The following is a 26,747-nucleotide window of genomic DNA, read 5'->3' as shown; positions in this document are numbered from 1 at the left end:
AAAAGATTAAGGAAGTGCTACGAGAGGCTGGGCTGCACGAGCAAGTTGCCCGCTGTCAGGCGGTAGAGGGAATTGGGTTTCTTACCGCTACAGCCCTGGTAATGGCTTTTGTAAGGGGCGAGTTCAAGAGCAGTGATTCGTATATCGCATTCCTGGGAATGGACCTACGGGTTAATGATTCTGGAGAGAAGAATGGACGTCGTCGGCTCACCAAGCGCGGCTGCTCGGAAATCCGTCGTTTGCTGCATAACGCAGCAATGGCGGCCAGCAGGTCGGCCGCTTGGAAAGGGGTATATGAGCAGTACAGAAACAGCGGTAAGGCAACGACCCAGGCGTTGGTAATTCTGGCCAGGAAGCTCGCACGAGTGGCATTCGCCCTGATGAGAAATCAGGACGAATACGTTACCAAAGGCGGGAAAATGGCTTGCTGATAACCATAGAATCTCCCACATGGATCGCGCCCCCTTTTAGAAGTTGGGCGGGACGGTGGCTTCCACGGGTAAAGCGCAGGCCTGAAGCACTGCGCGGTCGCGGTGGGAGCCGGCTTGCCGGCGATTGGGCCGCGAAGCGGCCCTTGCTTGCATCACTCCACCAGTTCGACCAGCACCGTCCCTTCGCTGACCATATCCCCTTCCTGGCAGAACAACGCCTTCACCGTCCCGCCATGCGCAGCGCGAATGCTGTGCTCCATTTTCATCGCCTCCAGCACCACCAGCGCAGTGCCTGCTTCCACCGCCTGGCCAGGCTCCACCAGCACCCGCACGATGCTGCCATTCATGGGCGCACCCAGGCCGCCCTGTTGGCTGTGGCTGGCTTCGGCCTCGGCGATCGGATCGAAGGCCTCGATGGCATGCATTTCACCCTCCCAGCGCAGGTACAGCGTGCCACCTCGGCGCACTGCCAGATATCGCCGGCGCACGCCGCCTTCATCATGCCCGAGCTGTTCGCCGTCCAGCCGCCAGGCCGAGACGGCACCGTGCTCGAGCACAATCGCCTGGCGCTCACCGCCACTGCGCAGGTGCAAGCTGCTATGCGCCGGCAGGCCAAGGCGCAACCCTGAGCGCTCAGCCCACGGCGAGCCGCTGTCGTCGTCACGCTCACGGGGCGCCTGGCCCCGCAGCCAGGCTTCACCTGCGGCTTGCCAGAAGCCTGCGGGCAAAGGCTGCGGCGCCGGCAGCAGTACGTCCTGATGGCGTGGAATGAAGCCTGTATCCAGCTCGGCCGCCGCGAATGCGGGGTGGGCGAGGATGCGGCGCAGGAAGGCGATGTTGGTCTTCAACCCACCGATGGCGAACTCGTCCAGCATCGCCAGCAAGCGCAGGCGGGCCTGTTCGCGGTTTTCGCCCCAGGCGATCAGCTTGCCCAGCATAGGGTCATAGAAAGATGAGACCTCGTCCCCCTCGCTTACCCCGCTGTCCACCCGGCGACCTTCGCCAGGTGCCGACTCGCGGTACAGCGCCAGGGTGCCGGTGGCCGGCAGGAAGTCGTTGGCCGGGTCTTCGGCGTAGAGGCGCACTTCGATGGCATGGCCGATCAGCGGCACCTGGGCCTGGGTAATCGGCAGTGGCTCGCCACAGGCGACGCGGATCTGCCAGGCCACCAGGTCCAGGCCGGTGATAGCTTCGGTCACCGGGTGCTCGACCTGCAGGCGGGTATTCATCTCCATGAAGAAGAACTCGCCACGGGCATCGAGCAGAAACTCAACGGTGCCGGCACCGACATAACCGATGGCCTGGGCGGCACGCACCGCCGCGTCGCCCATGGCTTGCCGCAACTGAGGGGAAAGCCCCGGCGCCGGTGCTTCCTCGACCACCTTCTGATGGCGGCGCTGGATCGAGCAGTCGCGCTCATTCAGGTACAGGCAGTTGCCGTGCTGATCGGCGAACACCTGGATCTCCACGTGGCGGGGCTTGAGCACGTACTTTTCCACCAGCATGCGCGCGTCGCCGAACGACGACTGTGCTTCACGCTGGGCCGAGGCGAGGGCGTCGGCCAGCTGGCTTTCGTCCTCGACCACTTTCATGCCCTTGCCGCCCCCCCCGGCGCTGGCCTTGAGCAGCACCGGGTAGCCGATGCGCTCGGCAGCGGCGCGGAAGGTTTCCAGGTCCTGGGCGTCGCCGTGATAACCCGGCACCAGCGGTACGCCGGCCGCTTCCATGAGTGCCTTGGCCGCTGATTTGCTGCCCATGGCATCGATGGCGCTGGCCGGCGGGCCAAGGAAGATCAGCCCGGCGTCCTCGATGGCACGAGCAAACCCTGCGTTTTCGGACAGAAAACCATACCCTGGGTGAATGGCCTGAGCGCCGCTGGCTTTGGCCGCAGCGAGCAGTTTGTCGATCACCAGGTAGCTGTCAGCGGCCTTGCTGCCCCCCAGCTCGACACGGATATCCGCTTCGCGGCTGTGGCGGGCGTCGCGGTCGGTGGCACTGTGCACGGCCACGGTGGTCAGGCCCATGGCTTTGGCGGTACGCATCACCCGGCAGGCGATTTCGCCACGGTTGGCGACCAGCAGGGTGGTCAATGGCGTGCGGCTCATGGGCGCAGCTCCTTGTCGGGCTCGGTTTGCCAGGCGGGGCGACGTTTTTCCAGGAAGGCGCGCAGGCCCTCCTGGCCTTCGGCGCTGACCCGGATCCGGGCAATGGCGTTTTCGCAGTAGCGGCGCAGGGCAGGGCTGAGCTCACCGTCGTCGACTTCGCGCAGCAAGTCCTTGGTGGCGCGCAGTGCTTGCGGGCTGTTTTGCAGGAGGTTGTCCACCCAGGCCTGGACCTGCACTTCCAGCTCATCGGCCGGGTACACCTCTGCCAGCAGGCCCAACTCCCGGGCCCGTACGCCGCTGAAACGTTCGGCGGTCAGGGCATAACGGCGGGCGCTGCGCTCACCGATGGCCTTGACCACGAACGGGCTGATCACCGCCGGGGCCAGGCCGATACGCACTTCCGACAAGCACAGCTGGGCATCCTCGGCGCCGATGGCCATGTCGCAGCAACTGATCAGCCCCAAGGCGCCGCCAAAGGCCGCGCCCTGCACCACGGCCAGGGTGGGTACCTTCAGGCGATGCAGGGCGTACATCAGTTCGCCCAGTTCACGGGCGTCATCCAGGTTGGTGTTGAAGTCCAGCTGTGCCGATTGCTGCATCCACGCCAGGTCTGCGCCGGCGCTGAAATGCCGGCCACGGCCGCGCAGCAGCATGAAGCGCAGGCTGGCGTCGTCGGCCAGTTGGCCAAGGGCGACGATCAGTTCGCGAATCATCTGTGCATTGAAGGCGTTGTTCTTGTCCGCCCGGTTTAGCCACAGGGTGGCGAAGCCGCGCGGGTCGCGGATCACTTCGAGGGTGTTGAAATCGCTCATGGGTCACATCCGGAAAATGCCGAAGCGGCTCTGTTCGATCGGTGCGTTCAGCGCGGCGGACAACGCCAGGCCAAGCACGTCGCGGGTCTGCGCCGGGTCGATGACGCCGTCGTCCCAAAGCCGGGCGCTGGAGTAGTAGGGGTGACCCTGGTGTTCGTACTGGTCGAGAATCGGCTGCTTGAGCCTGGCCTCATCCTCGGCGCTGAAGGCCTGGCCGCTGCGTTCGCTTTGCTCGCGCTTGACCTGGGCCAGCACCCCGGCGGCTTGTTCGGCCCCCATCACGCCAATCCGCGCATTGGGCCACATCCACAAAAAGCGCGGATCGTAGGCGCGGCCACACATGCCGTAGTTGCCAGCGCCGAAGCTGCCACCGATGATCACCGTGAACTTCGGCACCTGGGCGCAGGCCACCGCGGTGACCAGCTTGGCGCCGTGCTTGGCGATGCCGCCTTCTTCGTACTTCTTGCCGACCATGAAGCCGGTGATGTTCTGCAAAAAGAGCAGTGGGATGCCGCGTTGGCAGGCCAGTTCGATGAAGTGCGCGCCCTTTTGCGCGGCTTCGGCGAACAGGATGCCGTTGTTGGCCAGGATCGCCACCGGGTAGCCGTGCAGGTGGGCGAAGCCGCACACCAGCGTGGTGCCGAACAGCGCTTTGAATTCATCGAAAACCGATCCGTCGACCAGGCGCGCGATCACCTCGCGCACATCGAACGGTTGCTTGGCGTCGGCCGGCACCACGCCGTACAGCTCCTGGGCGGCATACAGCGGCGCAGCCGGCGCCTGGCGTTGCAGCGTGCCGAGCTTGTGCCAGTTGAGGTTGGCCACGCTGCGCCGGGCCAACGCCAGGGCGTGTTCATCATTGTCGGCATAGTGGTCGGCCACGCCGCTGGTACGGCAGTGCACATCGGCACCGCCGAGGTCTTCGGCGCTGACCACCTCGCCCGTAGCGGCTTTCACCAGGGGCGGGCCTGCCAGGAAGATGGTCGCCTGCTGGCGGACCATGATCGCCTCGTCGGCCATGGCCGGCACATAGGCCCCACCTGCCGTGCACGACCCCATGACCACGGCGATCTGCGGGATGCCCTGGGCGCTCATGTTGGCCTGGTTGAAGAAGATCCGCCCAAAATGTTCACGGTCTGGAAACACCTCATCCTGCCGCGGCAGGTTGGCGCCGCCGGAATCCACCAGGTAGATGCAGGGCAGGCGGTTCTGCAAGGCGATGGTCTGCGCGCGCAGGTGTTTCTTCACCGTCAGCGGGTAATACGAACCGCCTTTCACCGTGGCATCGTTGGCCACGATCATGCATTCCACGCCCTCGACGCGGCCGATGCCCGCGATCACACCGGCTGCCGGCACATCTTCACCGTACACCTCGTGGGCGGCCAACTGGCCGATTTCAAGGAAGGGCGAGCCGGGGTCCAGCAGGCGGTCGATGCGCTCACGCGGCAGTAGTTTGCCACGGGAGGTATGCCGCTCCTGGGCCTTGGGCCCGCCGCCTTGTGCAATGTGGGTGAGCAGGCCGCGCAGGGCCTGGACCTGTTCGAGCATGGCCGCGCTGTTGTCGGCGAATTGCGCCGAACGCGGGTTGATCTGGGTGTGCAAGGTAGCCATGTGTGCCCGTCCCTCGTGTTCAGCGGGTTTCGTTGAACAGTTCGCGGCCGATCAGCATCCGGCGGATTTCACTGGTGCCGGCGCCGATCTCGTACAGCTTGGCATCACGCAGCAAGCGGCCCGCCGGGAATTCATTGATGTAGCCGTTGCCACCGAGAATCTGGATCGCTTCCAAGGCCATCTGCGTGGCGCGCTCCGCGGTGTAGAGGATGACCCCGGCGGCGTCCTTGCGGGTGGTCTCGCCACGGTCGCAGGCCTGGGCCACGGCGTACAGGTAGGCGCGGCTGGCGTTGAGCTGGGTGTACATGTCGGCGATCTTGCCCTGGATCAACTGGAACTCGCCGATGCTCTGGCCGAACTGCTTGCGGTCGTGAATGTAGGGCACCACCAGGTCCATGCAGCTTTGCATGATGCCGGTGGGGCCGCCGGAGAGCACCACGCGCTCGTAGTCCAGGCCGCTCATCAGTACGCGCACGCCGCCGTTGAGCTGGCCGAGGATGTTTTCTTCCGGTACCTCGACGTCATCGAAGAACAGCTCGCAGGTGTTGGAGCCACGCATGCCCAGCTTGTCGAACTTGTTGCTGCGACTGAAGCCTTGCCAGTCGCGCTCGACGATGAAAGCCGTGATGCCGTGCGCGCCCTTGTCCAGGTCGGTCTTGGCGTAGATCACGTAGGTGTTGGCATCCGGGCCGTTGGTGATCCAGGTCTTGCTGCCGTTGAGCACGTAGCGGTCGCCGCGCTTCTCGGCGCGCAGTTTCATCGACACCACGTCGGAACCGGCATTCGGCTCGCTCATGGCCAGCGCGCCGATGTGTTCACCGCTGATCAGTTTGGGCAGGTACTTCTGCTTCTGCGCGTGGCTGCCGTTGCGGTTGATCTGGTTGACACAGAGGTTGGAGTGGGCGCCGTAGGACAGCGCTACAGAAGCCGAGCCACGGCTGATTTCTTCCATCGACACCACGTGGGCCAGGTAGCCCAGGCCGGCGCCGCCGTATTCTTCCGGCACTGTGATGCCAAGCAGGCCCATGTCGCCAAACTTGCGCCACATGTCGGCGGGGAACAGGTTGTCTTGGTCGATCTGTGCGGCGCGTGGCGCCAGCTGGGCGGCAACGAAGGTACGCACCTGGTCACGGAGCATGTCGATGGTTTCGCCCAGGGCGAAGTTCAGGGAGGGGTAATGCATGGGGCACCTTCTTGTTCTTGAAATTAGGAAACACCGTAGCTCACCAAGCGTTAGCCATTGGCAATCAGCGCTGTGTCGTTTTCACCTTTACGTTAACGTAAACCTGCCCCTCGGCACTGTCAATCCGTTCGTCACCTTTACGTAAACGTAAATCTGCGCCACAGTAATTGTCGCTGCTTGAGCCGTGCCCAGAACAACCACAAGAAGGGACACCCATGAGTCAAACCAGCTACACCCAAGGTCGTCAGAACCCAGCCTTGCTGACCCAGACCATTGGCCAGGCCTTCGATGCGACCGTGGCCCGTTACGCCGATGGCGAAGCGTTGGTGGTGCGCCACCAAGGCCTGCGTTTCACCTGGCAGCAGTTGGCCGAGCAGGTCGATGTCCATGCCCGGGCGTTGATGGCCCTGGGGCTGGACCGGGGCGACCGGATCGGCATCTGGTCTCCCAACTGCGCCCAGTGGTGCATCTTACAACTGGCCAGCGCCAAGGTCGGTGCGATTCTGGTCAACATCAACCCGGCCTATCGGGTGGGCGAGCTGGAGTATGTGCTGCGTCAATCTGGCTGCCGCTGGCTGGTGTGCGCCGATGCCTTCAAGACCTCTGACTATCACGCCATGGTTCGGCAGCTGCTGCCGGAACTGGCGCTGGTGACGCCCGGTGACCTGGCCAGCGAGCGCCTGCCCGAGCTGCGCGGGGTGATAAGCCTGGCCGGCAACCCGCCACCGGGCTTTCTACCATGGCCTGCGCTGCCAGGGCGGGCAGCGCAGACGGCCCCTGAGGCTTATCAGGCGCGCCAGCGCGGACTGCAGTTCGACCAGGCGGTGAACATCCAGTACACCTCCGGCACCACCGGCGCCCCCAAAGGGGCCACGCTCAGCCATTACAACATCCTGAACAACGGCTTCATGGTCGGGGAAAGCCTGGGCTTGACCCCTGCCGACCGTATGGTGATCCCGGTGCCGCTGTACCACTGCTTCGGCATGGTCATGGCCAACCTCGGTTGCATCACCCATGGCAGCACGATGATCTACCCCAGCGACGCCTTCGATGCCGAGCTCACCTTGCGTGCGGTGGCCGAGGAGCGCGCCAGCATCCTCTATGGCGTGCCGACCATGTTCATCGCCATGCTCGACCACCCGTCGCGCCAGCAGCTGGACCTTTCGACCCTGCGCAGCGGCATCATGGCTGGGGCCACCTGCCCGATCGAGGTCATGCGCCGGGTCATCGAGCAGCTGCACATGGCCCAGGTGCAAATTGCCTATGGCATGACCGAAACCAGCCCGGTGTCTCTGCAGACCGGCCCCGATGATGACTTGGAATTGCGCGTGACCACGGTTGGCCGCACCCAGCCTCACCTGGAAACCAAACTGGTGGATGCCGATGGCTGCACCGTGCCCAGGGGTGAAATCGGCGAATTGTGCACACGGGGTTACAGCGTGATGCTGGGTTACTGGGGCAACCCGCAGGCCACGGCCGATGCCATAGATCCTGAAGGGTGGATGCACTCGGGCGACCTGGCAGTCATGGACCAAGACGGCCATGTGCGCATCGTCGGGCGCAACAAGGACATGATCATTCGCGGTGGCGAAAATATTTATCCGCGCGAGCTTGAGGAGTTCCTCTATACCCACCCCGCAGTGGCAGACGCCCAGGTGATCGGCATCCCGTGCGATAGGTATGGCGAAGAAGTGGTGGCCTGGATCAAGTTGCATCCCGGCCATAGCCCAACGGCTGAACAACTGCAGGGCTGGTGCAAGTCACGCATCGCCCACTACAAGGTGCCGCGGCACTTTTGCTTCGTCGACGAGTTTCCAATGACGGTGACCGGCAAGGTGCAGAAGTTCAGGATGCGCGAAATCAGCGCGGCCACGCTTTCAGCCGAAAAGGCGCAGTGATGGAGCATGGGTGCTGGCCGCGCCCGTGATAGGGCGGGCAGCACCATTGCACGTGCAGCGCTTTCCCTCGTCTATCCTTTAAGCCTTCACCGGTGGCTCCTGGCTCGGCGGGTCGCCGACAGTCGGCGGTTCGGTCGGCTTGACCGGCGTCTCGTCCGGGGCCTCTTCCGGCACGGGCGGCGGCAGGCTCGGGTCGTCGATATTGGGGTCGGGTGTCTCTGGTGGAATGGGAATGTTCATGGCCTGACCTCGCAGGGTGATTGAGAGGGTGGTGCAGGCTTTGATGTGTGGCTGCGCCGTTTTGCTCAATTTTTTTGAACCCCCTGCGTGGACGATGGCTCTGAACCCTTACCGCCAATGCCAACAGGGAGCCAGGACCGATGTCGCGCAACGAGCCCTTCGCAAGCGTACCGATGGCGAACGATCACCCCGACCAGGCCATCAGCCTGTCCCAGGCGCTGCTGGCGCCGCGCATCGTGATCGAGGATACCCAGCCCGCACTCGACGGTGGCGCGTTTGCCACCAAGGCCATCAGCGGCCAGCCGGTGGCGGTCAGCAGCAAGGTGTACAGCGACGGCCACGATCGCCTGGCCGTGATGCTCAACTGGCGGCAGGCCAATAGTCGGCGATGGCACTGCGTGCCGATGCATTCGCCAGGCAACGACCTCTGGTTGGCCGAGTTCACACCCACTGACCTGGGCCCGCACCTTTTCAGCATCGAGGCCTGGATCGACCCGTTCGCCACCTATTGCCACGACCTTGAGAAGAAGTTCCACGCGGGCGTCGAGGTCAAGCTGGAGCTGGAAGAAGGTCGCTTGCTGCTTGGCAAAGGCGCAGAGCGCAGTGAGGGCGAGTTGCGTGAGCAGATCGAGGCGCTGCAGGCGCAACTGCCCACGCTGGCACAGGCCGACCAGGTGGCGCTGCTGCTGGGGGAGCAGGCGTCGCGCCTGATGAGCGAGGCCGAGCACCGCAGCTACCTCACCGGCAGCCGTGAGTTCCCGGTGGATGTCGACCGCCCGGCTGCGCAGTTCGCCAGCTGGTACGAGTTGTTCCCCCGCTCGATCACCGACAGTCCCGAGCGCCACGGCACCTTCAACGATGTGCACGAGCGTTTGCCGATGATTCGCGACATGGGCTTTGACGTGCTGTATTTCCCGCCCATCCATCCGATCGGCAAGCAGCACCGCAAGGGCCGCAATAACGCCTTGAAGGCTGAGCCCAACGACCCGGGCAGCCCCTACGCCATCGGCAGCCCCGAAGGCGGGCACGATGCCATTCACCCGCAGCTGGGCACCCGAGAGGACTTCCGCCGCCTGGTGGCCGCCGCCGCCGAGCACGGGCTGGAGATCGCCCTGGACTTCGCCATCCAGTGCTCTCAGGACCACCCGTGGCTCAAGGAACATCCCGGCTGGTTCAGCTGGCGCCCCGACGGCACCATCCGTTATGCCGAGAACCCACCGAAGAAGTACCAGGACATCGTCAACGTGGACTTCTACGCCGCTGACGCCGTGCCGTCGCTGTGGCTTGCCCTGCGTGATGTGGTGGTGGGCTGGGTGGAGGAGGGGGTGAGAACCTTCCGCGTCGACAACCCGCACACCAAACCGCTGCCATTCTGGCAATGGTTGATCGCCAATGTGCGCAGCCAGTATCCGGACGTGATCTTCCTCGCCGAGGCGTTCACCAAGCCTGCGATGATGGCGCGCCTGGGCAAGGTCGGTTACGCCCAGAGTTACACCTATTTCACCTGGCGCAACACCAAGCAGGAGCTGCGCGAGTATTTCGAGCAGCTCAATCAGCCGCCCTGGAGCCTGTGCTACCGGCCCAACTTCTTCGTCAACACGCCGGACATCAACCCGTTCTTCCTGCACACCAGCGGGCGTGCCGGCTTTTTGATCCGCGCCGCCCTGGCGACCATGGGCTCGGGGCTCTGGGGCATGTACTCGGGCTTCGAGTTGTGCGAAGGCACCCCTCTGCCGGGCAAGGAAGAATACCTGGACTCTGAGAAGTACGAGATCCGCCCCCGCGACTTCACCCAGCCCGGCAACATCATTGCCGAAATTGCTCAACTCAATCGCATCCGCCGGCAGAACCGTGCCCTGCAGACGCACCTGGGTGTGGCGTTCTTCAACTGTTGGAACGACAACATCCTGTACTTCGCCAAGCGCACGCCGGAGCGCGACAACTACATCCTGATAGCGGTCAGCCTTGACCCGCACAACGCCCAGGAGGCCAGCTTCGAATTGCCGCTGTGGGAACTGGGGCTGGACGATGACGCCGACACCCTGGGCGAAGACCTGATGAACGGCCACCGCTGGACCTGGCATGGCAAGACCCAATGGATGCGTATCGAGCCATGGCATCAGCCATTCGGTATCTGGCGCATCGAGAAGGCCCGCTAAGCCGCTTGGTCGGCGCTGAACCTGCAATTGAAAGGAGTCGCACATGGCCAAGCGTTCCCGCCCGGCAGCCTTCCTCGACGACCCGTTGTGGTACAAGGACGCCGTGATCTACCAGTTGCATATCAAGTCGTTCTTCGATGCCAACAACGACGGCATCGGTGACTTCGCCGGCCTGATCAGCAAGCTCGATTACATCGCCGAGCTGGGCGTCAATACGCTCTGGTTGTTGCCGTTCTACCCCTCGCCACGGCGCGACGACGGGTACGACATCGCTGAATACAAAGCTGTGCATCCCGACTACGGCAGCATGGCCGATGCCAGGCGGTTCATCGCCGAGGCGCACAAGCGCGGGCTACGGGTGATTACCGAGCTGGTCATCAATCACACCAGCGACCAGCACCCGTGGTTCCAGCGCGCACGCCATGCCAAGCGTGGCAGCAAGGCCCGCGACTTCTACGTGTGGTCGGACGACGACCAGAAATACGACGGTACGCGGATCATCTTCCTCGACACCGAGAAGTCCAACTGGACGTGGGACCCTGTGGCCGGCCAGTACTTCTGGCACCGCTTCTACTCGCACCAGCCGGACCTGAATTTCGACAACCCGCAGGTGCTCAAGGCGGTGATCGGGGTGATGCGCTTCTGGCTCGACCTGGGTGTGGACGGGCTGCGCCTGGACGCAATTCCCTACCTCATCGAGCGCGATGGCACCAACAACGAGAACCTGCCCGAGACCCACAAGGTGCTCAAGGCGATTCGTGCCGAAATCGATGCCAATTACCCCGACCGCATGCTGCTTGCCGAGGCCAACCAGTGGCCCGAGGACACGCGCCCGTACTTTGGCGAAGGTGACGGCGACGAGTGCCACATGGCGTTTCACTTCCCACTGATGCCGCGCATGTACATGGCCCTGGCCATGGAAGACCGCTTCCCAATCACCGACATCCTGCGCCAGACGCCAGAGATCCCGGCCGATTGCCAATGGGCGATCTTCCTGCGCAACCACGATGAGCTGACCCTGGAGATGGTCACCGATCGTGAGCGCGACTACCTGTGGAACTACTACGCGCAAGACCGCCGCGCGCGCATCAACCTGGGTATCCGCCGTCGCCTGGCGCCGTTGCTGCAACGTGACCGCCGGCGCATCGAACTGCTCACCAGCCTGCTGCTGTCGATGCCCGGCACACCGACCCTGTACTACGGCGACGAACTGGGCATGGGTGACAACATCTACCTGGGCGACCGCGACGGTGTGCGTACCCCCATGCAGTGGTCGCCGGACCGCAATGGCGGTTTCTCCAAGGCCGACCCGCAGCGCCTGGTACTGCCGCCGATCATGGACCCGCTGTACGGCTACCAGACGGTCAACGTCGAGGCACAGTCCCACGACCCGCATTCGCTGCTCAACTGGAACCGCCGCCTGCTGGCGGTGCGCAACCAGCAGAAAGCCTTCGGCCGCGGCACCTTGCGCACGCTCACCCCGAGCAACCGCCGCATTCTGGCTTACATCCGCGAGTACACCGATGCCGAGGGCAACAGCGAAGTCATTCTGTGTGTTGCCAATGTGTCGCGTGCGGCCCAGGCCGCAGAACTTGAATTGTCCCAGTACGCCGACAAGGTGCCTGTAGAGATGCTCGGCGGCAGCGCCTTCCCGCCGATCGGCCAGCTGCCGTTCCTGCTGACGTTGCCTCCTTATGCTTTCTACTGGTTCTTGCTGGCATCGCACGACCGCATGCCCAGCTGGCATGTGCAAGCTACCGAGGGGTTGCCAGAATTGACTACGCTAGTGCTGCGCAAACGTATGGAAGAGCTGCTCGAAGCGCCTTCGAGCGACACATTGCAAGACGCGATCCTGCCGCAATACCTGCCCAAACGGCGTTGGTTTGCCGGCAAGGAAGGGCCTGTCGATCAGGTGCGCCTGTGTTACGGCGTGCGTTTGGGCACCGCCACCACGCCGGTGCTGCTGAGCGAAATCGAAGTGTTGGGCGATGGCCAGCGTAACCGTTACCAGTTGCCGTTCGGGCTGCTGCCTGAAGACCAGATCAACAGCGCGTTGCCCCAGCAACTGGCGCTGTCGCGGGTACGCCGTGGCCGTCAGGTGGGCCTGATCACCGATGCCTTCGTGCTCGAGCCCTTCATCCGTGCGGTGCTGCGCGCCTGCCAGGACGGCCTGCGCCTGCCCTGTGGCAATGGCCAGGGCGAGTTGCGTTTCCACTGTACCGAAGCGTTGGCCGGCCTGGGCCTCGATGAAGACAGCGCGGTGCGCTACCTGAGCGCCGAGCAGTCCAACAGCTCTGTGGTGGTGGGCGACCGGGTGGTGCTCAAGCTGATCCGCCGGGTCAATCCGGGGGTTCACCCGGAGCTGGAAATGAGCGCTTACCTCACCACCGCCGGGTTCACCAACATCTCGCCGCTGCTGGCCTGGGTCAGCCGCGTGGACGAGCGCCAGGCACCGCACCTGCTGATGATCGCCCAGGGTTACCTGAGCAACCAGGGCGACGCCTGGGCCTGGACCCAGAACACCCTGGAGCGGGCCATCCGCGACGAGATGGAACCGTCCAGTAAAGAGGGCGACGCGCATACCGACGCACTGGCCGAGCTCAACGGTTTTGCTGCCTTGCTTGGCCAGCGCCTGGGCGAGATGCACCTGCTGCTGGCCGCCCCGAGCGATGACCCCGCCTTCCGGCCGCGCAGCAGCGATGGCGAAGACAGCGAGCGCTGGGCCCAACAGATCAGCCGCGAGCTGTGCCATGCCCTGGACTTGCTGGCTCAGCACCGCGACAGCCTGGACGGCGATAGCCAGGCGTTGGTCGACGACCTGCAACAGCGCCGTGAAGGCCTTGCCCAGCACATCGCTACCTTGGCAAGGCAGGCCGAAGGCGGCCTGCTGATGCGTGTTCACGGTGACCTGCACCTGGGCCAGATACTGGTGGTGCAAGGGGATGCCTACCTCATCGATTTCGAAGGTGAGCCGTCGCGCCCGTTGGACGAGCGCCGGGCCAAACACAGCCCTTACAAGGATGTCAGCGGCGTTTTGCGATCCTTCGACTATGCTGCTGCGATGATCCTGCGCAGCGCCTCGGCGGTAGACGTGTCCGAGGCAGCACGGCAGGCTCGTCAGCGGGTCGCCCGGCAGTACCTGCACCAGTCGCGCCATGCCTTCGTCGAAGCCTACGGCCTGGCCACCGCCGCCATGCCTCACGCCTGGCAGCACGCCGAGGGCGAGCGCGCCGCACTGGAACTGTTCTGCCTGGAAAAGGCCGCCTACGAGATTACTTATGAAGCCGAGAACCGGCCAAGTTGGCTGGCCGTGCCTTTGCATGGCTTGCATGGATTGATCAGTACCTGGGGAGAGTCATAGATGAATGCAACCACGCGTGATAACGGTGGCCTTCGGCAGCGGGAGCTCGATGCCCTTGCCCGCGCCGAGCACGCCGATCCTTTTGCAGTACTTGGCCCCCATGGCGATGGCGCGGGCGGGCTGTGGGTCCGCGCCTATCTGCCAACTGCGCTGAGCGCCCGGGTGTTGAGCCGTGATGATGGGCGGGTGCTGGGCGAAATGCAGCAGGGCAGCCTGCCTGGGCTGTTCACCGCGCACCTGGATGATGCACAGCCCTACCTGCTGCAGATCGGCTGGGCCGGTGGCGAGCAGGTGACCGAAGACCCGTACAGCTTTGGCCCGCAGCTGGGAGACATGGACCTGCACCTGTTCGCCGAGGGCAACCACCGCGACCTGTCGGGGCGCTTTGGCGCCCAGCCGACGCAGGTCGACGGCGTCGCTGGCGTGTGCTTTTCGGTCTGGGCGCCCAACGCCCGGCGCGTGTCGGTGGTGGGCGATTTCAACAATTGGGACGGCCGTCGCCACCCGATGCGCCTGCGGCACGGCGCCGGGGTGTGGGAGCTGTTCGTGCCGCGCCTGGGCGTCGGCGAAACCTACAAATTCGAGGTGCTGGGCAAGGAGGGCGTGCTGCCGCTGAAGGCCGACCCGCTTGCCCGCGCCACTGAGCTGCCGCCCAGCACTGCCTCGAAGGTGGCCGGCGAACTCAGCCATGACTGGCAAGACCACGAGTGGATGGAGCACCGCGCCCAGCGCCATGCCTACAGTGCCCCGCTGTCGATCTACGAACTGCACCCAGGCTCCTGGCAGTGCGAGCTCGACGACCTGGGTGAGGTGTCGCGCTTCTACAATTGGCGCGAACTGGCCGAGCGCCTTGTGCCCTACGTGCAGAAGCTCAACTTCACCCACATCGAGCTGCTGCCCATCATGGAGCACCCGTTCGGTGGCTCCTGGGGCTACCAGCCCTTGTCGATGTTCGCACCGACTTCGCGCTACGGCACGCCAGAAGATTTTGCGGCATTCATCGACGCCTGCCACCAAGGTGGCATCGGTGTGATCCTCGACTGGGTGCCGGCGCATTTCCCCACGGACGAGCATGGCCTGGCGCGCTTCGACGGCACGGCCCTTTATGAGTACGACAACCCTCTGGAGGGCTTCCACCAGGACTGGAACACCTTGATCTACAACCTGGGCCGCAATGAAGTGCGCGGTTTCATGCTGGCTTCGGCACTGCACTGGCTCAAGCACTTCCACATCGATGGCCTGCGGGTCGATGCGGTGGCCTCGATGCTGTACCGCGACTATTCGCGCAAGGCCGGCGAGTGGGTGCCCAACCGCCATGGTGGGCGCGAGAACCTGGAGGCCATCGATTTCATCCGCCACCTCAACGGTGTAGCCGCCCATGAGGCCCCGGGCGCGCTGATCATCGCCGAGGAGTCCACCGCCTGGCCGGGTGTCAGCCAGCCCACCCAGCAAGGTGGCCTGGGCTTCGCCTACAAGTGGAACATGGGCTGGATGCATGACACCTTGCACTACATCCAGAACGACCCGGTGCACCGCAGCTATCACCACAATGAGATGAGCTTCGGCCTGATCTACGCCTATTCCGAGCATTTCATCCTGCCGATCTCCCACGACGAAGTGGTGCACGGCAAGCATTCGCTGATCGACAAGATGCCCGGCGATCGTTGGCAGAAGTTCGCCAACCTGCGCGCCTACCTGGCCTTCATGTGGACTCACCCGGGCAAGAAGCTGTTGTTCATGGGCTGTGAGTTCGGCCAATGGCGCGAATGGAACCATGATCACCAGTTGGACTGGTACCTGCTGCAATACCCAGAGCACCAGGGCGTGCAACGCCTGGTGGGTGACCTGAACCGGCTGTACCGTGAGTTGCCGGCATTGCACGAGCAGGATTGCCAGCCGCAGGGGTTCCAGTGGCTCATCGGTGATGATGCGCAAAACTGCGTGTATGCCTGGCTGCGCTGGAGCAGCAATGGCGAGCCGCTGCTGGTGGTGGCCAACTTCACCCCGGTACCGCGCGAGGGGTATCGGATTGGGGTGCCGTTCGGGGAGCGTTGGCAGGAGCTGCTCAACAGCGATGCCGAGTTGTATGCCGGGTCGAATGTGGGCAACTTGGGCGCGGTGGAGAGTGACGAGGTCGCCAGCCACGGGCAACCGCTGTCGCTGGCACTGAACCTGCCGCCGCTGGGGGTACTGGTGCTCAAGCCTGTTTGATAGCGGGCTAGAGTCGGCCTTTTCGCGGGCTTGCCCCGCGAAAAGGCCACACTGATCACCAGCGCATCCTGACCCCCAGGCTGCCGATCAAACCATTCAGATCATTGTCATCCACATCACTGCTGTAATCGGCACTGACGAACAGCGCCATGGAAGGCGTCACGCGCGCCACCAGGCCCAACCCCAGTTCCACGGTCGTCGAATAGCGCGAGCCGGATATCTTGTCGACCTGGTCCAGCTTGACCTCGTCGGCATTGCTGAAGTCATACCAGACGTTGGTGCGCACATAGGGCTCGACCGGCATGCCCCGCACTTCGTAGCGCCCGGACAACTTGGCACCGACGCGGCCACTCCAGGTGGGTTGGCTATCGAACGCCTGCAGCGTCTCTTCCTGCACCTGATTGCCCGGGAAGAACTGCTGATTGATCAACTGTGCCTGTGGCTCGATCACCCAACTGCCACTGAGGCGGATCGGGTAACCACCCTCCACGGAAAAGGTCATCGCATGGCCGCTGTCGTTTACCCGCTGCCCAGTCTCGCCCCGGCCCAGCACATCGATGCGCGAGCCCATGGCGACAGCGTCCACGTGCCAGCCCTGGTCATGGGTCATGCTCCAGTACACCCCCAGGCTTTCGCCGCTGAGGTTGACGGCGTTGCGCTGCTTGTCACCGAGCAGTACCCGGCTGCCCTTCATGCTGCTTTGCAGGTTGTTGTGCCCCACGAATATCCCCGCGCGGTGCACGTTGCCGCCGCTGGTTTCACGCACGAACAGGTCCGGGCCAATGGTCAGTTGCTGGCTGGGTGCTTCCAGCTGTTCCGGGGCCTGGGCGCCCGGGCGGGCAGTGCCCGGGAAGAACTGCGCCCATTGGCTGGCAATCAGGTTGGGCGCCAGCGGGCCATGGCGTTCAGCCATCTTGTTGCTGAAGGCCGACAGCGTGCCCAGGCTCAGGCCGCTGGCGCTGACCGGGTCCAGCGAGAGTTGCGCCATTGCTGGCTGCTGCAGAAACAGAGGTGAACTGGGATCGTCCAGCACTTCGAAGGCGAAAGTTTCCACCGGGGTTGCCAGAAGCATCGACGTGGAAACCGCATAGAAAATACGGTCGAAGCGCAACGGGTTCGAGGTGTATTTCATGGCGGATCTCCTGTGTTTTTTTGTTGTACAGCCCAAGGACCTGGCCTGTTGTCACGAGCTGTACGGCAAAACACAGGGCGACCCAAACCAGTACGCCAGCTTTCTCAAGCACGCACGAAGGCGCGAGCTCACGGCCCGGCGCAATTTTTTTACGACTAGATAATCTTTAGCTAAGGAGAGGTAAGGGGTTGCGTCAAGAAAGTGTTAAAAGGGCGGGAAGGGCGGGTGCGTGGCGTTAACGTCATGATTTCTAGCGAAAACATCACTGGCATAGCGGCGTTCGCTATTTCATCCACCCTGGCTATGCCGAATCATTGCAAACGCCGCTGTTACGCCCGGTCTGGGCAGTGCGTCCAAGGTGGCACAGCCGGCCCTGAGATCCGTTCGGTTCAGGGCCGGTTAGCCAACGCCGGGTCAGTCCTCCTCGCGCTGCAGCACCATCAGCAGCATCGAGCGCCCCTGGACCTGGAACGTGCTCTCGAACGGCAAATGCTGGCCCTTGCGCAAGTCCGGCCGGTCGGTGTCCACCAGGCAGCTCCAGTAGTCACCGTCCGGTACCGTCGGCAGCAAGAAAGGCACCACATCGTGGTGACTGTTGACGATCAGCAGTACCGTGGCCTCCGAACCCGGGCGGGCGATGCCACTGACCTGGGCACGGCCGTCGATCAGCATGCCCAGGCAGCGGCCATGGGGGTCTTCCCACTGCTCCACGGTCATCTCGTTGCTGTCAGGCGCCAGCCAGGTCACGTCCTTGACCCCGATCGCCTCGTTGTAGTCGCCGACCAGAAAACGTGAGCGGCGCAGCACCGGGTAGGCCAGGCGCAGGCGAGTCAGGCGTTTGACGAAAGCCAGCAGGCTTTTGCCTTCTTCGTCCAGGTCCCAGTTGACCCAGCCGATCTCGCTGTCCTGGCAGTAGGCATTGTTGTTGCCGTGCTGGGTGCGGCTGAACTCGTCGCCAGCGACGATCATCGGGGTGCCCTGGGCCAGCAGGAGGGTGGCGAAGAAGTTGCGCATCTGGCGCATGCGCAGGGCATTGATTTCAGGGTCGTCGGTGGGGCCTTCCGCGCCGCAGTTCCACGACAGGTTGTTGTCGGTGCCGTCCTGGTTGTTCTCGTCGTTGTCTTCGTTGTGCTTGCCGTTGTACGACACCAGGTCGCGCAGGGTGAAACCGTCGTGGGCGGTGATGAAGTTGACCGAGGCATAAGGGCGCCGGCCGCGGTTGTTGAACATGTCGCCAGAGGCGGTCATGCGCGAAGCAAAGTCGGCCAGTTGGCCTTCGTCGCCTTTCCAGAAGGCGCGCACGGTGTCACGGAAGCGGTCGTTCCACTCCGCCCAGCCCGGTGCGAAGTTGCCCACCTGATAGCCCCCTGGGCCACAGTCCCATGGCTCGGCGATCAGCTTGACCTGGCTGAGCATCGGGTCCTGGCGGCAGGCGACGAGGAAGCCGTGGCGTTCGCTGTAGCCGTCGTGGTAGCGGCCCAGGATGGTGGCCAGGTCAAAGCGGAAACCGTCCACGTGCATCTCGCCAGCCCAGTAGCGCAGCGAGTCGGTCACCAGTTGCAGCACGCAGGGGTGGCTGAGGTCCAGGGTGTTGCCGGTGCCCGAATCGTTGATGTAGTAGCGTTTGTCATCGGGCATCAGCCGGTAGTACGAGGCGTTGTCGATGCCGCGCATGGACAGGGTCGGGCCGCGCTCGTTGCCCTCGGCGGTGTGGTTGTAGACCACATCGAGGATCACTTCGAGGCCGGCGTCGTGCAGGTGCGCGACCATTTCCTTGAACTCGGCGATCTTGCCACTGGCCAGGTAGCGCGGGTGCGGTGCGAAGAAGGCGATGCTGTTGTAGCCCCAGTAGTTGTTCAGGCCTTTGTCCAGCAGATGCTGGTCATTGACGAAGGCGTGGATCGGCAACAGCTCGATGCTTGAAACGCCTAGGTCCTTGATGTGCTTGAGCAACTCGTCATTGGCAAGGCCGGCGAAGGTGCCGCGCAGTTTTTCCGGCACGGCGGGGTGGCGCATGCTGATACCGCGGGCATGCGCTTCGTAGATGATGGTGCGCTCCCAGGGAATTTGTACGCGCTCATCGCGGCCCCAAGTGAAGGCCGGGTCGATGACTTTGCATTTGGGCACGAAGGGCGCGCTGTCGCGCTCGTCGAACGACAGGTCACCGTCGGGGTGGCCGATGGTGTAGCCGAACAGCGCCTCGGACCATTTCAGGCTGCCGACCAGTTGCTTGGCGTACGGGTCGATCAGCAGTTTATTGGGGTTGAAACGGTGGCCGTTCTCCGGCTCGTAGGGGCCATAGACTCGGTAGCCGTACACCAGCCCAGGGTGGGCGTCAGGCAGATAGCCGTGGTAGATCTCATCGGTGTACTCCGGCAGCTCGATGCGCTCGAGCTCCTGCTCCCCCGTGGAATCGAACAGGCACAGCTCGACCTTGGTGGCGTTGGCTGAGAACAGGGCGAAGTTGACGCCCAGCCCATCCCAGGTGGCGCCGAGCGGGAACGGCATGCCTTCGCGCAGGCGGGACGGTGCTATGGAACGGGTTTTCTTGGGAATGCGGGGGCTCATGGCAGTTCTCGGATAGCCGTAGGGAGGGGGCGGATGGTGCTTGAGGTGCGGCCCTTTCGCCGGCAAGCCGGCGCCCACAGCAACCCCAGGGTGTTGGAGAACGCTGTGGGAGCCGGCTTGCCGGCGATAGGGCCGGGGCTGGCTCAGCCAGCAGCCGGCTTCTTCGCTGTCTTGGGCTTTTTCGCAGCGGCCGGTTTCACCCCGGGCAGCGCCGCTGCCTTGGGTTCGGCGGGCGCTTTGGGCTGCGCTGCAACCTTGGGCTTGGCGGCAGCCTTCTTGCGCGGCGCAGCCTTGGGCGCCAACGCCTCGGCTTCGGCCAATTTGCGGGCCATGTCCCAGTGGCGTTGTTCCTCGCCTACAGGCTTACCCTCAGACTCCCAGATCTGGTAGGCAAATTCGCGAATACGTTTTTCATCGACACTCATCATGACGCTCCTGATGCTCAAGATTGTTGTATCAACACATTGACCGGAAATTCCGATAGTACGGCGCTCAACATCAGCTCCTTTGAAGGGCTGACCACCGCGCTAGGGAAAAGTCCCATCGAGTTGGCAGGCGACAAGGCAAACGGCAATATCACCCGGGTGTCGTCCCAGTTCTGTGCCGGGATCAACGGTGTTGAAGCGCCGCCCAACAGGCCGCTGGCCAAGCGCGGGGCAATGACGATGGCGCCGTGGTCCTCACCCAGCCGGGCGAAGGCCAGCACCTTGTCGGCATGGCGCCCCTGCACGGTCAGCGGCAGGTAGGCACCACGACGGAACAGTTCGGCGTGGGCCTGCCGACAATCCAGCAGCCGTGCCAGCAGCGCCTGCTTGATGCGGCCGTCGCGCCAGTGCGCCAGCAGCTCGGTCACCGGCAGGGCGTCATCAAGCGTGCAGCGCCTTTTAGCGTAGTCCACCGGGCGGCGGTTGTCGGGGTCTACCAGGCTGAAATCCCAGTACTCATTGCCCTGATAAAGGTCCGGCACGCCGGGCACGGTGCTGCGCAGCAGCGCCTGGACCAGGCCATTCAGAGCGCCGGGGGTGGCGATCAAGTGTGCGGCGTCGGCCAGTGACTGGCGCAATTGCTGGTTCTCGCGGCCGAGCAGCAGGCCATCGACGTAGGCCGCGCAGGCGCCCTCGTACGCCTCGTTAGGGGCGTTCCAGCTGCTGCGCAGCTTGGCTTCGCGCAGCGCCTTCTGCTGCCATTGGCGGATGCGCCCGGCATAGTGCTGCAGGGCGTTATCGTCGTGCAGGTCAAGGTCCAGGGGCCAACTGCCCAGCAGCGTCTGCAGCAGCAGTAGCTCGTCGCCCGGGCTTGGCGCAATGCCGTCTTCAAACTGTTCACGCAGCGGTGCAGCCAGCTCGCGCCAATGCTCCACGCGGCTGGCGAACCAAGGGCCGCGCTCACTGAGCACCGCCAGCCGCGCGCGGGTGTCTTCGCCGCGTTTGTGGTCATGGGTGGCGGTGGCCAGCAGGTTGTCGGGGAAGTCGCGCAGGCGGCGCTGGGCCTCGTTGTGAAAGTGTTCGGGGCCGGCACTGAAACGCTCGGCCTCGAAGCCTACGTCGTTGCGCGACAGCAGACGCGCCGAGCGATAGAAGGTGGTGTCTTCCACGGCCTTGGCGGCGCTGGGCGCGGTGAGCTGCTGAAAGCGCACGCAGGCATGGCGCAGGTGTTTGCGCGGTCGGCCAGGAGGCAGCCTGCGCCATCCCTGGCCGCCAAGCCACTGCTCAAGCTGCTCGAGCAATGGCCAGTCCGCTTCACTGAGGTCCTGGCGGGCATTGGCCAGGGCCTGCTGGAAGAATTTCTCGTCTTCGGCCGGGCGGCCGCAGGCGTTGAAGTACGTGCGGTACACCGGGTAGTGGGCGACCAGAGCTTGCAAGGCGCGGCGTATCGCCCCAAGGGTCAGGTCGCGGGTCATCAGGTCATTGCGCGCAACTTGCAGCAGCGCCTGGGCCACCGACTCACAGTCGCCGGCCAGGCTGGCATTGAGCACCAGATGCCGAGCCTGGCGTACTTCCTCCTCGAAGTCCGGGCGCTCGCTGACAGTGGCCCACAGTTCGGTCAACGGGGCTTCGCCTGCGGGGTCGTGCTGCAGCAGCGAGACCTGGTTCATGAACTCGTAGCCGGTAGTGCCGTCGGTGAGCCAATCACGGTGCAGGTGTTCTTCGCTGCCAAGGATCTTCTCGACGTAGATCGGGAAATGCTCGAGCGCTGCATCGAGGGGGCGCTTGGCCAGCAGACCGTCGACCCGCCGGCGCAGCTTGCGGCAATAGCCGCGAGGGTCGGCCAGGCCGTCGATATGATCGATACGCAGGCCGTCGACCAGGCCGCGCTCGATCAGCTCGAACAGCTTGGCATGGGTCGCCTCGAACACCACCGAGCGCTCTACGCGCAAACCGCCCAGCTCGTTGATGTCGAAGAACCGTCGCCAGTTGATGTCGTCGGCGGCAGTGCGCCAGCTGGCCAGCCGGTAGGTTTGCCGTTCAAGGAGCAGGTGCAGGCGCTGCAGGCCGCTCTCGGTGCGGCTGTCGAAGGCCTGCAGTGCAGACTGCAGGTCAGCGCCCTCGCGCACCAGGCGGGCCAGTTCGGCCTGCACCGGCAACGCGGCTGCCAGCGGGTCGGCGGCATCGTTCAGTGCGGTGAAGTGTTCGGCCAGCCGCTGCAGGGCAGGCTCGGGGCTCAGCGAAAGAATCCAGCCATAGTCGACCGGGCAGATCGGGAAGCGGTGCTCGTAATGGGCCACCTGCAGCACGCCAGTGTGCGCGTCGAATTCCAGGGGAATTTCGCCATTTTTCAGCGCGGCGCCATAGTCGCAGCCCAAAAAGGGCAACAACAGCTGGCCGGCCAGCAGTGGGTCGCTGGAGTGCCACTGGATATCGAAGAACTCGGCGTAGGGGCTACGCCGGCCCCACGCCAGCAGGCTCTGCCACCACGGGTTGTCCGCGCCGCCGACGGCCATGTGATTGGACACGGTATCCAGGATCAGCCCCATGCCGTGCTGGCGCAAGGCGGCCACCAGCCGCTGCAGCGCAGCCTCGCCGCCGAGCTCTGGGTTGACTTGGGTCGGGTCGACCACATCGTACCCGTGGCGTGAACCGGCGCGGGCCTTGAGGATGGGCGAGGCGTACAGGTGGGTGATGCCCAATTGGGCAAAGTAGGGCACCAGCGGCAGTGCGTGGTCGAGGGTGAAATCGCTGTGAAACTGCAGGCGCAGGGTGGCGGACAACGGCTTCATTGATCACGCTCCCAGGCTTGCTCGCGGGCCTGGGCCAACAGCTCCAGGCGGCGTGCGGCATCTTCGTCGTCGAGCAGTTCGCGCACCGGCAGCGCGAATCGCCGGCGCCAGTTGGGGTGGCCGTCAGTCGTGCCGGGCAAGTTGGGTTGCTCTTCACTGCCGAGCAGGTCTTCGAGCGGGATCAGCACCAGCGGTGCGCGGGTGTGACCAACGTAACGGATGGCAGCATCGATCAAGTGGTCGTTATCCTTTAGTGGGCCGTAATTGGCTTCAAGCGTGCGGCGCAGGCCGTCACGCTCTTTCTGTCGCGCCTGACGCCAGTGCAGCTCGGTGGCGTCATCGATCAGTTGCAGGCGCTGGCTCCAGTCGATGTCGCGGTTTTGCAGCCAGCCGGCCAGCGGCGCCAGGTCATGGGTGCCGGTGGTGGCCAGGGCTTTGTCTGGCCAGTCGAGGATCGGCGTGAAGTGGCCCGGCTGGGCCTGCTCGAAAGGCAGCACGCGCATGCCCAGCACGGCCTTGTCCGCCAGCTGTTCGCGCAGGCCTTCAGGTACCGTGCCCAGGTCTTCACCCAGGACGATTGCCTGGTGCCGCACCGACTCAAGGGCCAGCAGACGCAGCAGGTCTTCCAGCGGATAATGCAGGTAGGCCCCTTCGTTGGGCTTGCAGCCACGAGGGATCAGCCACAGGCGGCGCAGACCCATCACATGGTCGATGCGCAAGCCGCCGGCGTGGGCCAGGTTGGCCCGCAGCATTTCGATGAAGGCGCGGTAGCCATTGCGTTTGAGGCCTTCGGGCGAGAAGGCGCAGATGCCCCAGTCCTGGCCGCTGCGGTTGAGGATGTCCGGAGGAGCACCCACATTCAGGTCGGCCAGCAGCTCGTCCTGGCGGCTCCAGGCCTGGCTGCCGGCACCGTCGGCGCCCACCGCCAGGTCGGCGATCAGGCCGACCGCCATGCCGTTGCTTCGGGCGGCCTCCTGGGCACGCTGCAGGCTGCGCTCGGTCAGCCACTGGCAGAAGGCATGGAACTCGACCTTGGCTGGATAGGCGCTGGCGAAGGCCTCCACTTCCGGGTGATAGGGGTCGTGCCAGGCGCTCGGCCAGTTGCGCCAATCGGCGCCCAGGCCGTCGTCCACGGCTCGTGCCTGCAGCACTTCGAAGCGGCAGTGGTGCTCCAGCGCCTGGCCAGCGGCCTCGCGGAAGCTCTCGAAGTCCTTGCGCAGAGGGTGCTCGGCCTGGCTGAAATTCTGGTACAGGGCGTCGAGCAGGCGCAGTCGGGCGCCGGCAGCGCGTGGCCAGTCGACCAGCGGGCTCTGCTCGAGGTCTTCCAGGGTTTGCTCCAGGCCGCAGGCCTCCACTGCCATGCGCACGGCACGTTCACCGAGCACGGCAGCAGGGCTGGCATACAGGGGGTTGAGCAGCAGGCGGCTGGAGGGGGAGTAGGGGCTGTAGTGCTGCTGGTCGTGCGCTGACAGGGCGTGGATCGGGCTGATGGCGAGGGCGTCGGCACCCCGTTCCGCGGCGCTGCGCGCCAGTTGCTCCAAGGCCAGGCAGTCGCCGTAGCCGCCATCACCTGGGCGGCGCAGGCTGTAGAGCTGCGCTGCAATGCCCCAGCAGCGCGGTGGCGGTTGGTCGACAGCGTCCTCCAGGCTGTGACAACGCAGCGGTGCCACAGCCACTGTGAACGTGCGGCCATCGATGTCCACTTGGTGATAGCCCAAGGGCAGTTCGCCAGGCAGTTGTGCCTGGCTGTCGAGGGTAAGCGCGAGCTGGCTGTGGTCTTCCAGGGTGCAGCGGGCGGCGCTGCCTGCGCTGAAGTAACGTGCCAATTCCAGTGGCCGGCCCAGGTCGGCGGTCAACAGCGGCGGTAAGTGTTCGCTGTCTTGGGCGACGTCCACGGCGTGCAGGCTGTCCTGGATGGCGCTTTCGTCACTGGCGGGGTGGCCAAGCGCCTCGAGGACCTTGCGCAGCACGTCGTCGCTAACCTGTTGTGGCCTGTCGTTGGCGTCGATCCAGTCGCGGGCCAGCCCTACGCGGGCGGCCAGGCGGTGTAATGCAGTGTCACTCATGGGCGCTCCTGGCCAGGTGCAAGCAGGCTGACCACGCAGCTGTACGCAGACAGTGCGGTGTCAGGGTGCGTGGTGTCGCTACTGTCGAACAGGCGGTGCTCGGCAGGAGGCAGGTCGACCGGTTGTGGCGTGGAGGCCAGGTTCAGGTCGATGCGCAGGGTGTCGCCATTGCCCAGGCGCCAGCGTGCGGTAAGTGCCTTCTCGCCCAGTACCTCGGCGCCCAGCGCACGGCTGCCAGGCAGGTGCGGTATGACGTGGCGCCGGCGCAGTTCCAGCAGTTGCTGATAAAGGCCGTGCCAGCCGGCGATGACTTCCTGACGCTGCGGCCTTGAGGCCTGGAATGTCTGCTCGGCATTGGGGTCCGGGATGCGCTCGCGTTGCGCGGGGTCGGCAAAGGCGGTGAAGTGGGCGAATTCGCCACGCCGCCCTTCGCGCACGGCATCAGCCAGTTCGTCATGGAAGTCGGTGAAGAACAGAAATGGCCGGCAACTGCCATCTTCGTCACCCATGAACAGCAGCGGGATCATCGGCGCCAGCAGCAGCAGGCCCGTCGCGGCGCGCAGGGCAGGGGCCGGGCACAGGCGGGTCAGGCGTTCGCCCAGGGCGCGGTTGCCGATCTGGTCGTGGTTTTGTAAGAACAGGACGAACGAACTGGGCTCAAGGTGGCCACTGGGTTCGCCGCGGGGTTGGCCATGGCGGTTGGCCTGGCCCTGGAACACGAAGCCTTCGGACAGGCAGCGGGCCAGCTTTTCGATCGGTTGTTGCTGGTAGTCGGCGTAGTACCCTTCGGTTTCACCCGTGAGCAACACATGCAGGGCATTGTGGCCATCGTCGTTCCATTGGGCGTCGAAGCCCTGTTCCAGCAAGAACGCCTGGTTGTGTTCGTTCTCCAGCATCAGCCATACCTGCCGGCCAGGCTCCACCGCCGCGCGTACCCGTTGCGCCAGTTCGATGAGGAAGTCGGGCTGGTCGATGGCATGCACGGCATCCAGGCGCAGGCCGTCGCAGCGGTAGTCGCACAGCCACATCAGGGCGTTCTGGATGAAGAACTCACGCACCTCTGGCCGGCGGAAGTCGATGGCTGCGCCCCAGGGCGTCTGCCGGTCTTCACGGAAGAACGGGCTGGCGTACTGATGCAGGTAGTTGCCGTCCGGGCCGAAGTGGTTATAAACCACATCCACCACCACCATCAGGCCCTGGCCATGGGCGTCATCGACCAGCGCGCACAATTGCTCAGGGCTGCCATAACTGTGCTGCGGCGCGTATGGCAGCACGCCGTCGTAACCCCAGTTGCGCTCGCCAGGGAACTGCCCGAGGGGCATCAGCTCAACGGCAGTGATGCCCAGCTCGGCCAGGCGAGGCAGGTAACGGCTGACACCCGAGAAACCTTCGAGCACCCCCACATGCAATTCCTGAATGACCGCTTCGTGCCAAGGGCGCCCTTGCCAGGGATGCTGCCAGGCATAGGCCTGGGTATCCACCACCTGGCTTGGGCCCTGTACGCCCTCGGGCTGGTAGCGCGAGGCCGGATCGGCCACCTGCAGCTCGCCGTCGATGCGGTAGTGGTAACGGTCACCGGCCTGGCACGGGGCAACCCCCGTAAACCAGCCGTTTGCGTCGGGCAGCAGCTCGATCGGCGGCTGCTGCTCCAGTTCCAAGCTCACGCTGCGCGCATCCGGCGCCCATAGGGCGAAGCGCGCCGACGTGGCGTCCAGCATTTGTGCGCCATGCCTGTGCATCTTCGACTCCCCGC

The 26,747-nt window shown here is 64.5% G+C and carries 16 protein-coding genes; 5 read left to right on the top strand and 11 right to left on the bottom strand.

From position 1 onward, the window contains the following. A partial coding sequence (locus tag ACIPZH_RS02715) for a transposase (protein ID WP_400634991.1) occupies nt 1-431 on the top strand: 431 nt, incomplete at its 5' end. 152 nt (nt 432-583) lie between these two features. Here the strand turns inward: ACIPZH_RS02715 and ACIPZH_RS02710 are convergent. Genes ACIPZH_RS02710 through ACIPZH_RS02695 form a run of 4 tightly spaced genes read right to left on the bottom strand, consistent with a single transcriptional unit; the run spans nt 584 to nt 6,142 of the window. Next, the gene (locus ACIPZH_RS02710) at nt 584-2,536 is read right to left on the bottom strand and encodes an acetyl/propionyl/methylcrotonyl-CoA carboxylase subunit alpha (RefSeq protein ID WP_400634989.1); all 1,953 of its coding nucleotides are present in this window, start codon (nt 2,534-2,536) and stop codon (nt 584-586) included. Continuing rightward, nucleotides 2,533-3,348, bottom strand: a complete 816-nt coding sequence (locus tag ACIPZH_RS02705) for a gamma-carboxygeranoyl-CoA hydratase (protein WP_400634987.1) — start codon at nt 3,346-3,348, stop codon at nt 2,533-2,535. Before ACIPZH_RS02705 ends, ACIPZH_RS02710 begins: the two co-directional genes overlap by 4 nt. 3 nt (nt 3,349-3,351) lie before the next feature. Then, a complete protein-coding gene (locus ACIPZH_RS02700) occupies nt 3,352-4,959 on the bottom strand; it encodes a carboxyl transferase domain-containing protein (protein ID WP_400634985.1) in 1,608 nt (535 codons plus the stop codon). Between the two features lie 19 nt (nt 4,960-4,978). After that, the gene (locus ACIPZH_RS02695) at nt 4,979-6,142 is read right to left on the bottom strand and encodes an isovaleryl-CoA dehydrogenase (protein ID WP_400634983.1); all 1,164 of its coding nucleotides are present in this window, start codon (nt 6,140-6,142) and stop codon (nt 4,979-4,981) included. Nucleotides 6,143-6,357: 215 nt separating this feature from the next. On the opposite strand from ACIPZH_RS02695, the gene ACIPZH_RS02690 reads away from it, so the two are divergent. Beyond that, nucleotides 6,358-8,040: an AMP-binding protein gene (locus tag ACIPZH_RS02690; protein ID WP_400634981.1), complete on the top strand. Its 1,683-nt coding sequence runs from the start codon at nt 6,358-6,360 to the stop codon at nt 8,038-8,040. Nucleotides 8,041-8,118: 78 nt separating this feature from the next. Here ACIPZH_RS02690 and ACIPZH_RS02685 read toward each other — a convergent pair whose 3' ends face one another. Further along, complete coding sequence (locus ACIPZH_RS02685; RefSeq protein WP_400635007.1) at nt 8,119-8,349, bottom strand: hypothetical protein; 231 nt, start codon at nt 8,347-8,349, stop codon at nt 8,119-8,121. 71 nt (nt 8,350-8,420) lie between these two features. Between ACIPZH_RS02685 and ACIPZH_RS02680 the strand changes: the two genes are divergently transcribed. The 3 genes from ACIPZH_RS02680 to glgB are packed head-to-tail and all read left to right on the top strand — an operon-like array spanning nt 8,421 to nt 16,011. Next, nucleotides 8,421-10,439, top strand: a complete 2,019-nt coding sequence (locus tag ACIPZH_RS02680; protein ID WP_400634979.1) for an alpha-1,4-glucan--maltose-1-phosphate maltosyltransferase — start codon at nt 8,421-8,423, stop codon at nt 10,437-10,439. 43 nt (nt 10,440-10,482) lie between these two features. Continuing rightward, nucleotides 10,483-13,800, top strand: a complete 3,318-nt coding sequence (treS, locus tag ACIPZH_RS02675; protein ID WP_400634977.1) for a maltose alpha-D-glucosyltransferase — start codon at nt 10,483-10,485, stop codon at nt 13,798-13,800. Beyond that, on the top strand, nt 13,801-16,011 hold the full coding sequence (gene glgB / locus ACIPZH_RS02670) for a 1,4-alpha-glucan branching protein GlgB (RefSeq protein ID WP_267822583.1): 2,211 nt from the start codon (nt 13,801-13,803) through the stop codon (nt 16,009-16,011). Between the two features lie 55 nt (nt 16,012-16,066). Here glgB and ACIPZH_RS02665 read toward each other — a convergent pair whose 3' ends face one another. The 6 genes from ACIPZH_RS02665 to treZ all read right to left on the bottom strand — a co-directional run bounded on the left by ACIPZH_RS02665 (nt 16,067) and on the right by treZ (nt 26,733). Beyond that, a complete protein-coding gene (locus ACIPZH_RS02665; RefSeq protein WP_400634973.1) occupies nt 16,067-17,143 on the bottom strand; it encodes an autotransporter domain-containing protein in 1,077 nt (358 codons plus the stop codon). Between the two features lie 414 nt (nt 17,144-17,557). Continuing rightward, a complete protein-coding gene (gene glgX, locus ACIPZH_RS02660; RefSeq protein ID WP_400634971.1) occupies nt 17,558-19,711 on the bottom strand; it encodes a glycogen debranching protein GlgX in 2,154 nt (717 codons plus the stop codon). Between the two features lie 143 nt (nt 19,712-19,854). Continuing rightward, complete coding sequence (locus ACIPZH_RS02655; protein WP_241803298.1) at nt 19,855-20,139, bottom strand: DUF2934 domain-containing protein; 285 nt, start codon at nt 20,137-20,139, stop codon at nt 19,855-19,857. Nucleotides 20,140-20,153: 14 nt separating this feature from the next. Beyond that, on the bottom strand, nt 20,154-22,928 hold the full coding sequence (locus ACIPZH_RS02650; protein WP_400634969.1) for a malto-oligosyltrehalose synthase: 2,775 nt from the start codon (nt 22,926-22,928) through the stop codon (nt 20,154-20,156). After that, entirely contained in the window at nt 22,925-24,994 is a 2,070-nt protein-coding gene (gene malQ / locus ACIPZH_RS02645; protein ID WP_400634968.1) for a 4-alpha-glucanotransferase, read from the bottom strand. Before malQ ends, ACIPZH_RS02650 begins: the two co-directional genes overlap by 4 nt. Then, on the bottom strand, nt 24,991-26,733 hold the full coding sequence (gene treZ / locus ACIPZH_RS02640) for a malto-oligosyltrehalose trehalohydrolase (RefSeq protein ID WP_400634966.1): 1,743 nt from the start codon (nt 26,731-26,733) through the stop codon (nt 24,991-24,993). Before treZ ends, malQ begins: the two co-directional genes overlap by 4 nt. Between the last annotated feature and the right edge of the window lie 14 nt (nt 26,734-26,747).

The organism is Pseudomonas sp. NPDC089758 (assembly GCF_044748705.1).
GTDB lineage: Bacteria > Pseudomonadota > Gammaproteobacteria > Pseudomonadales > Pseudomonadaceae > Aquipseudomonas > Aquipseudomonas putida_X.
Note: the sequence above shows the minus strand (reverse complement) of the source record. Positions and strands in the feature narration are given on the sequence as shown.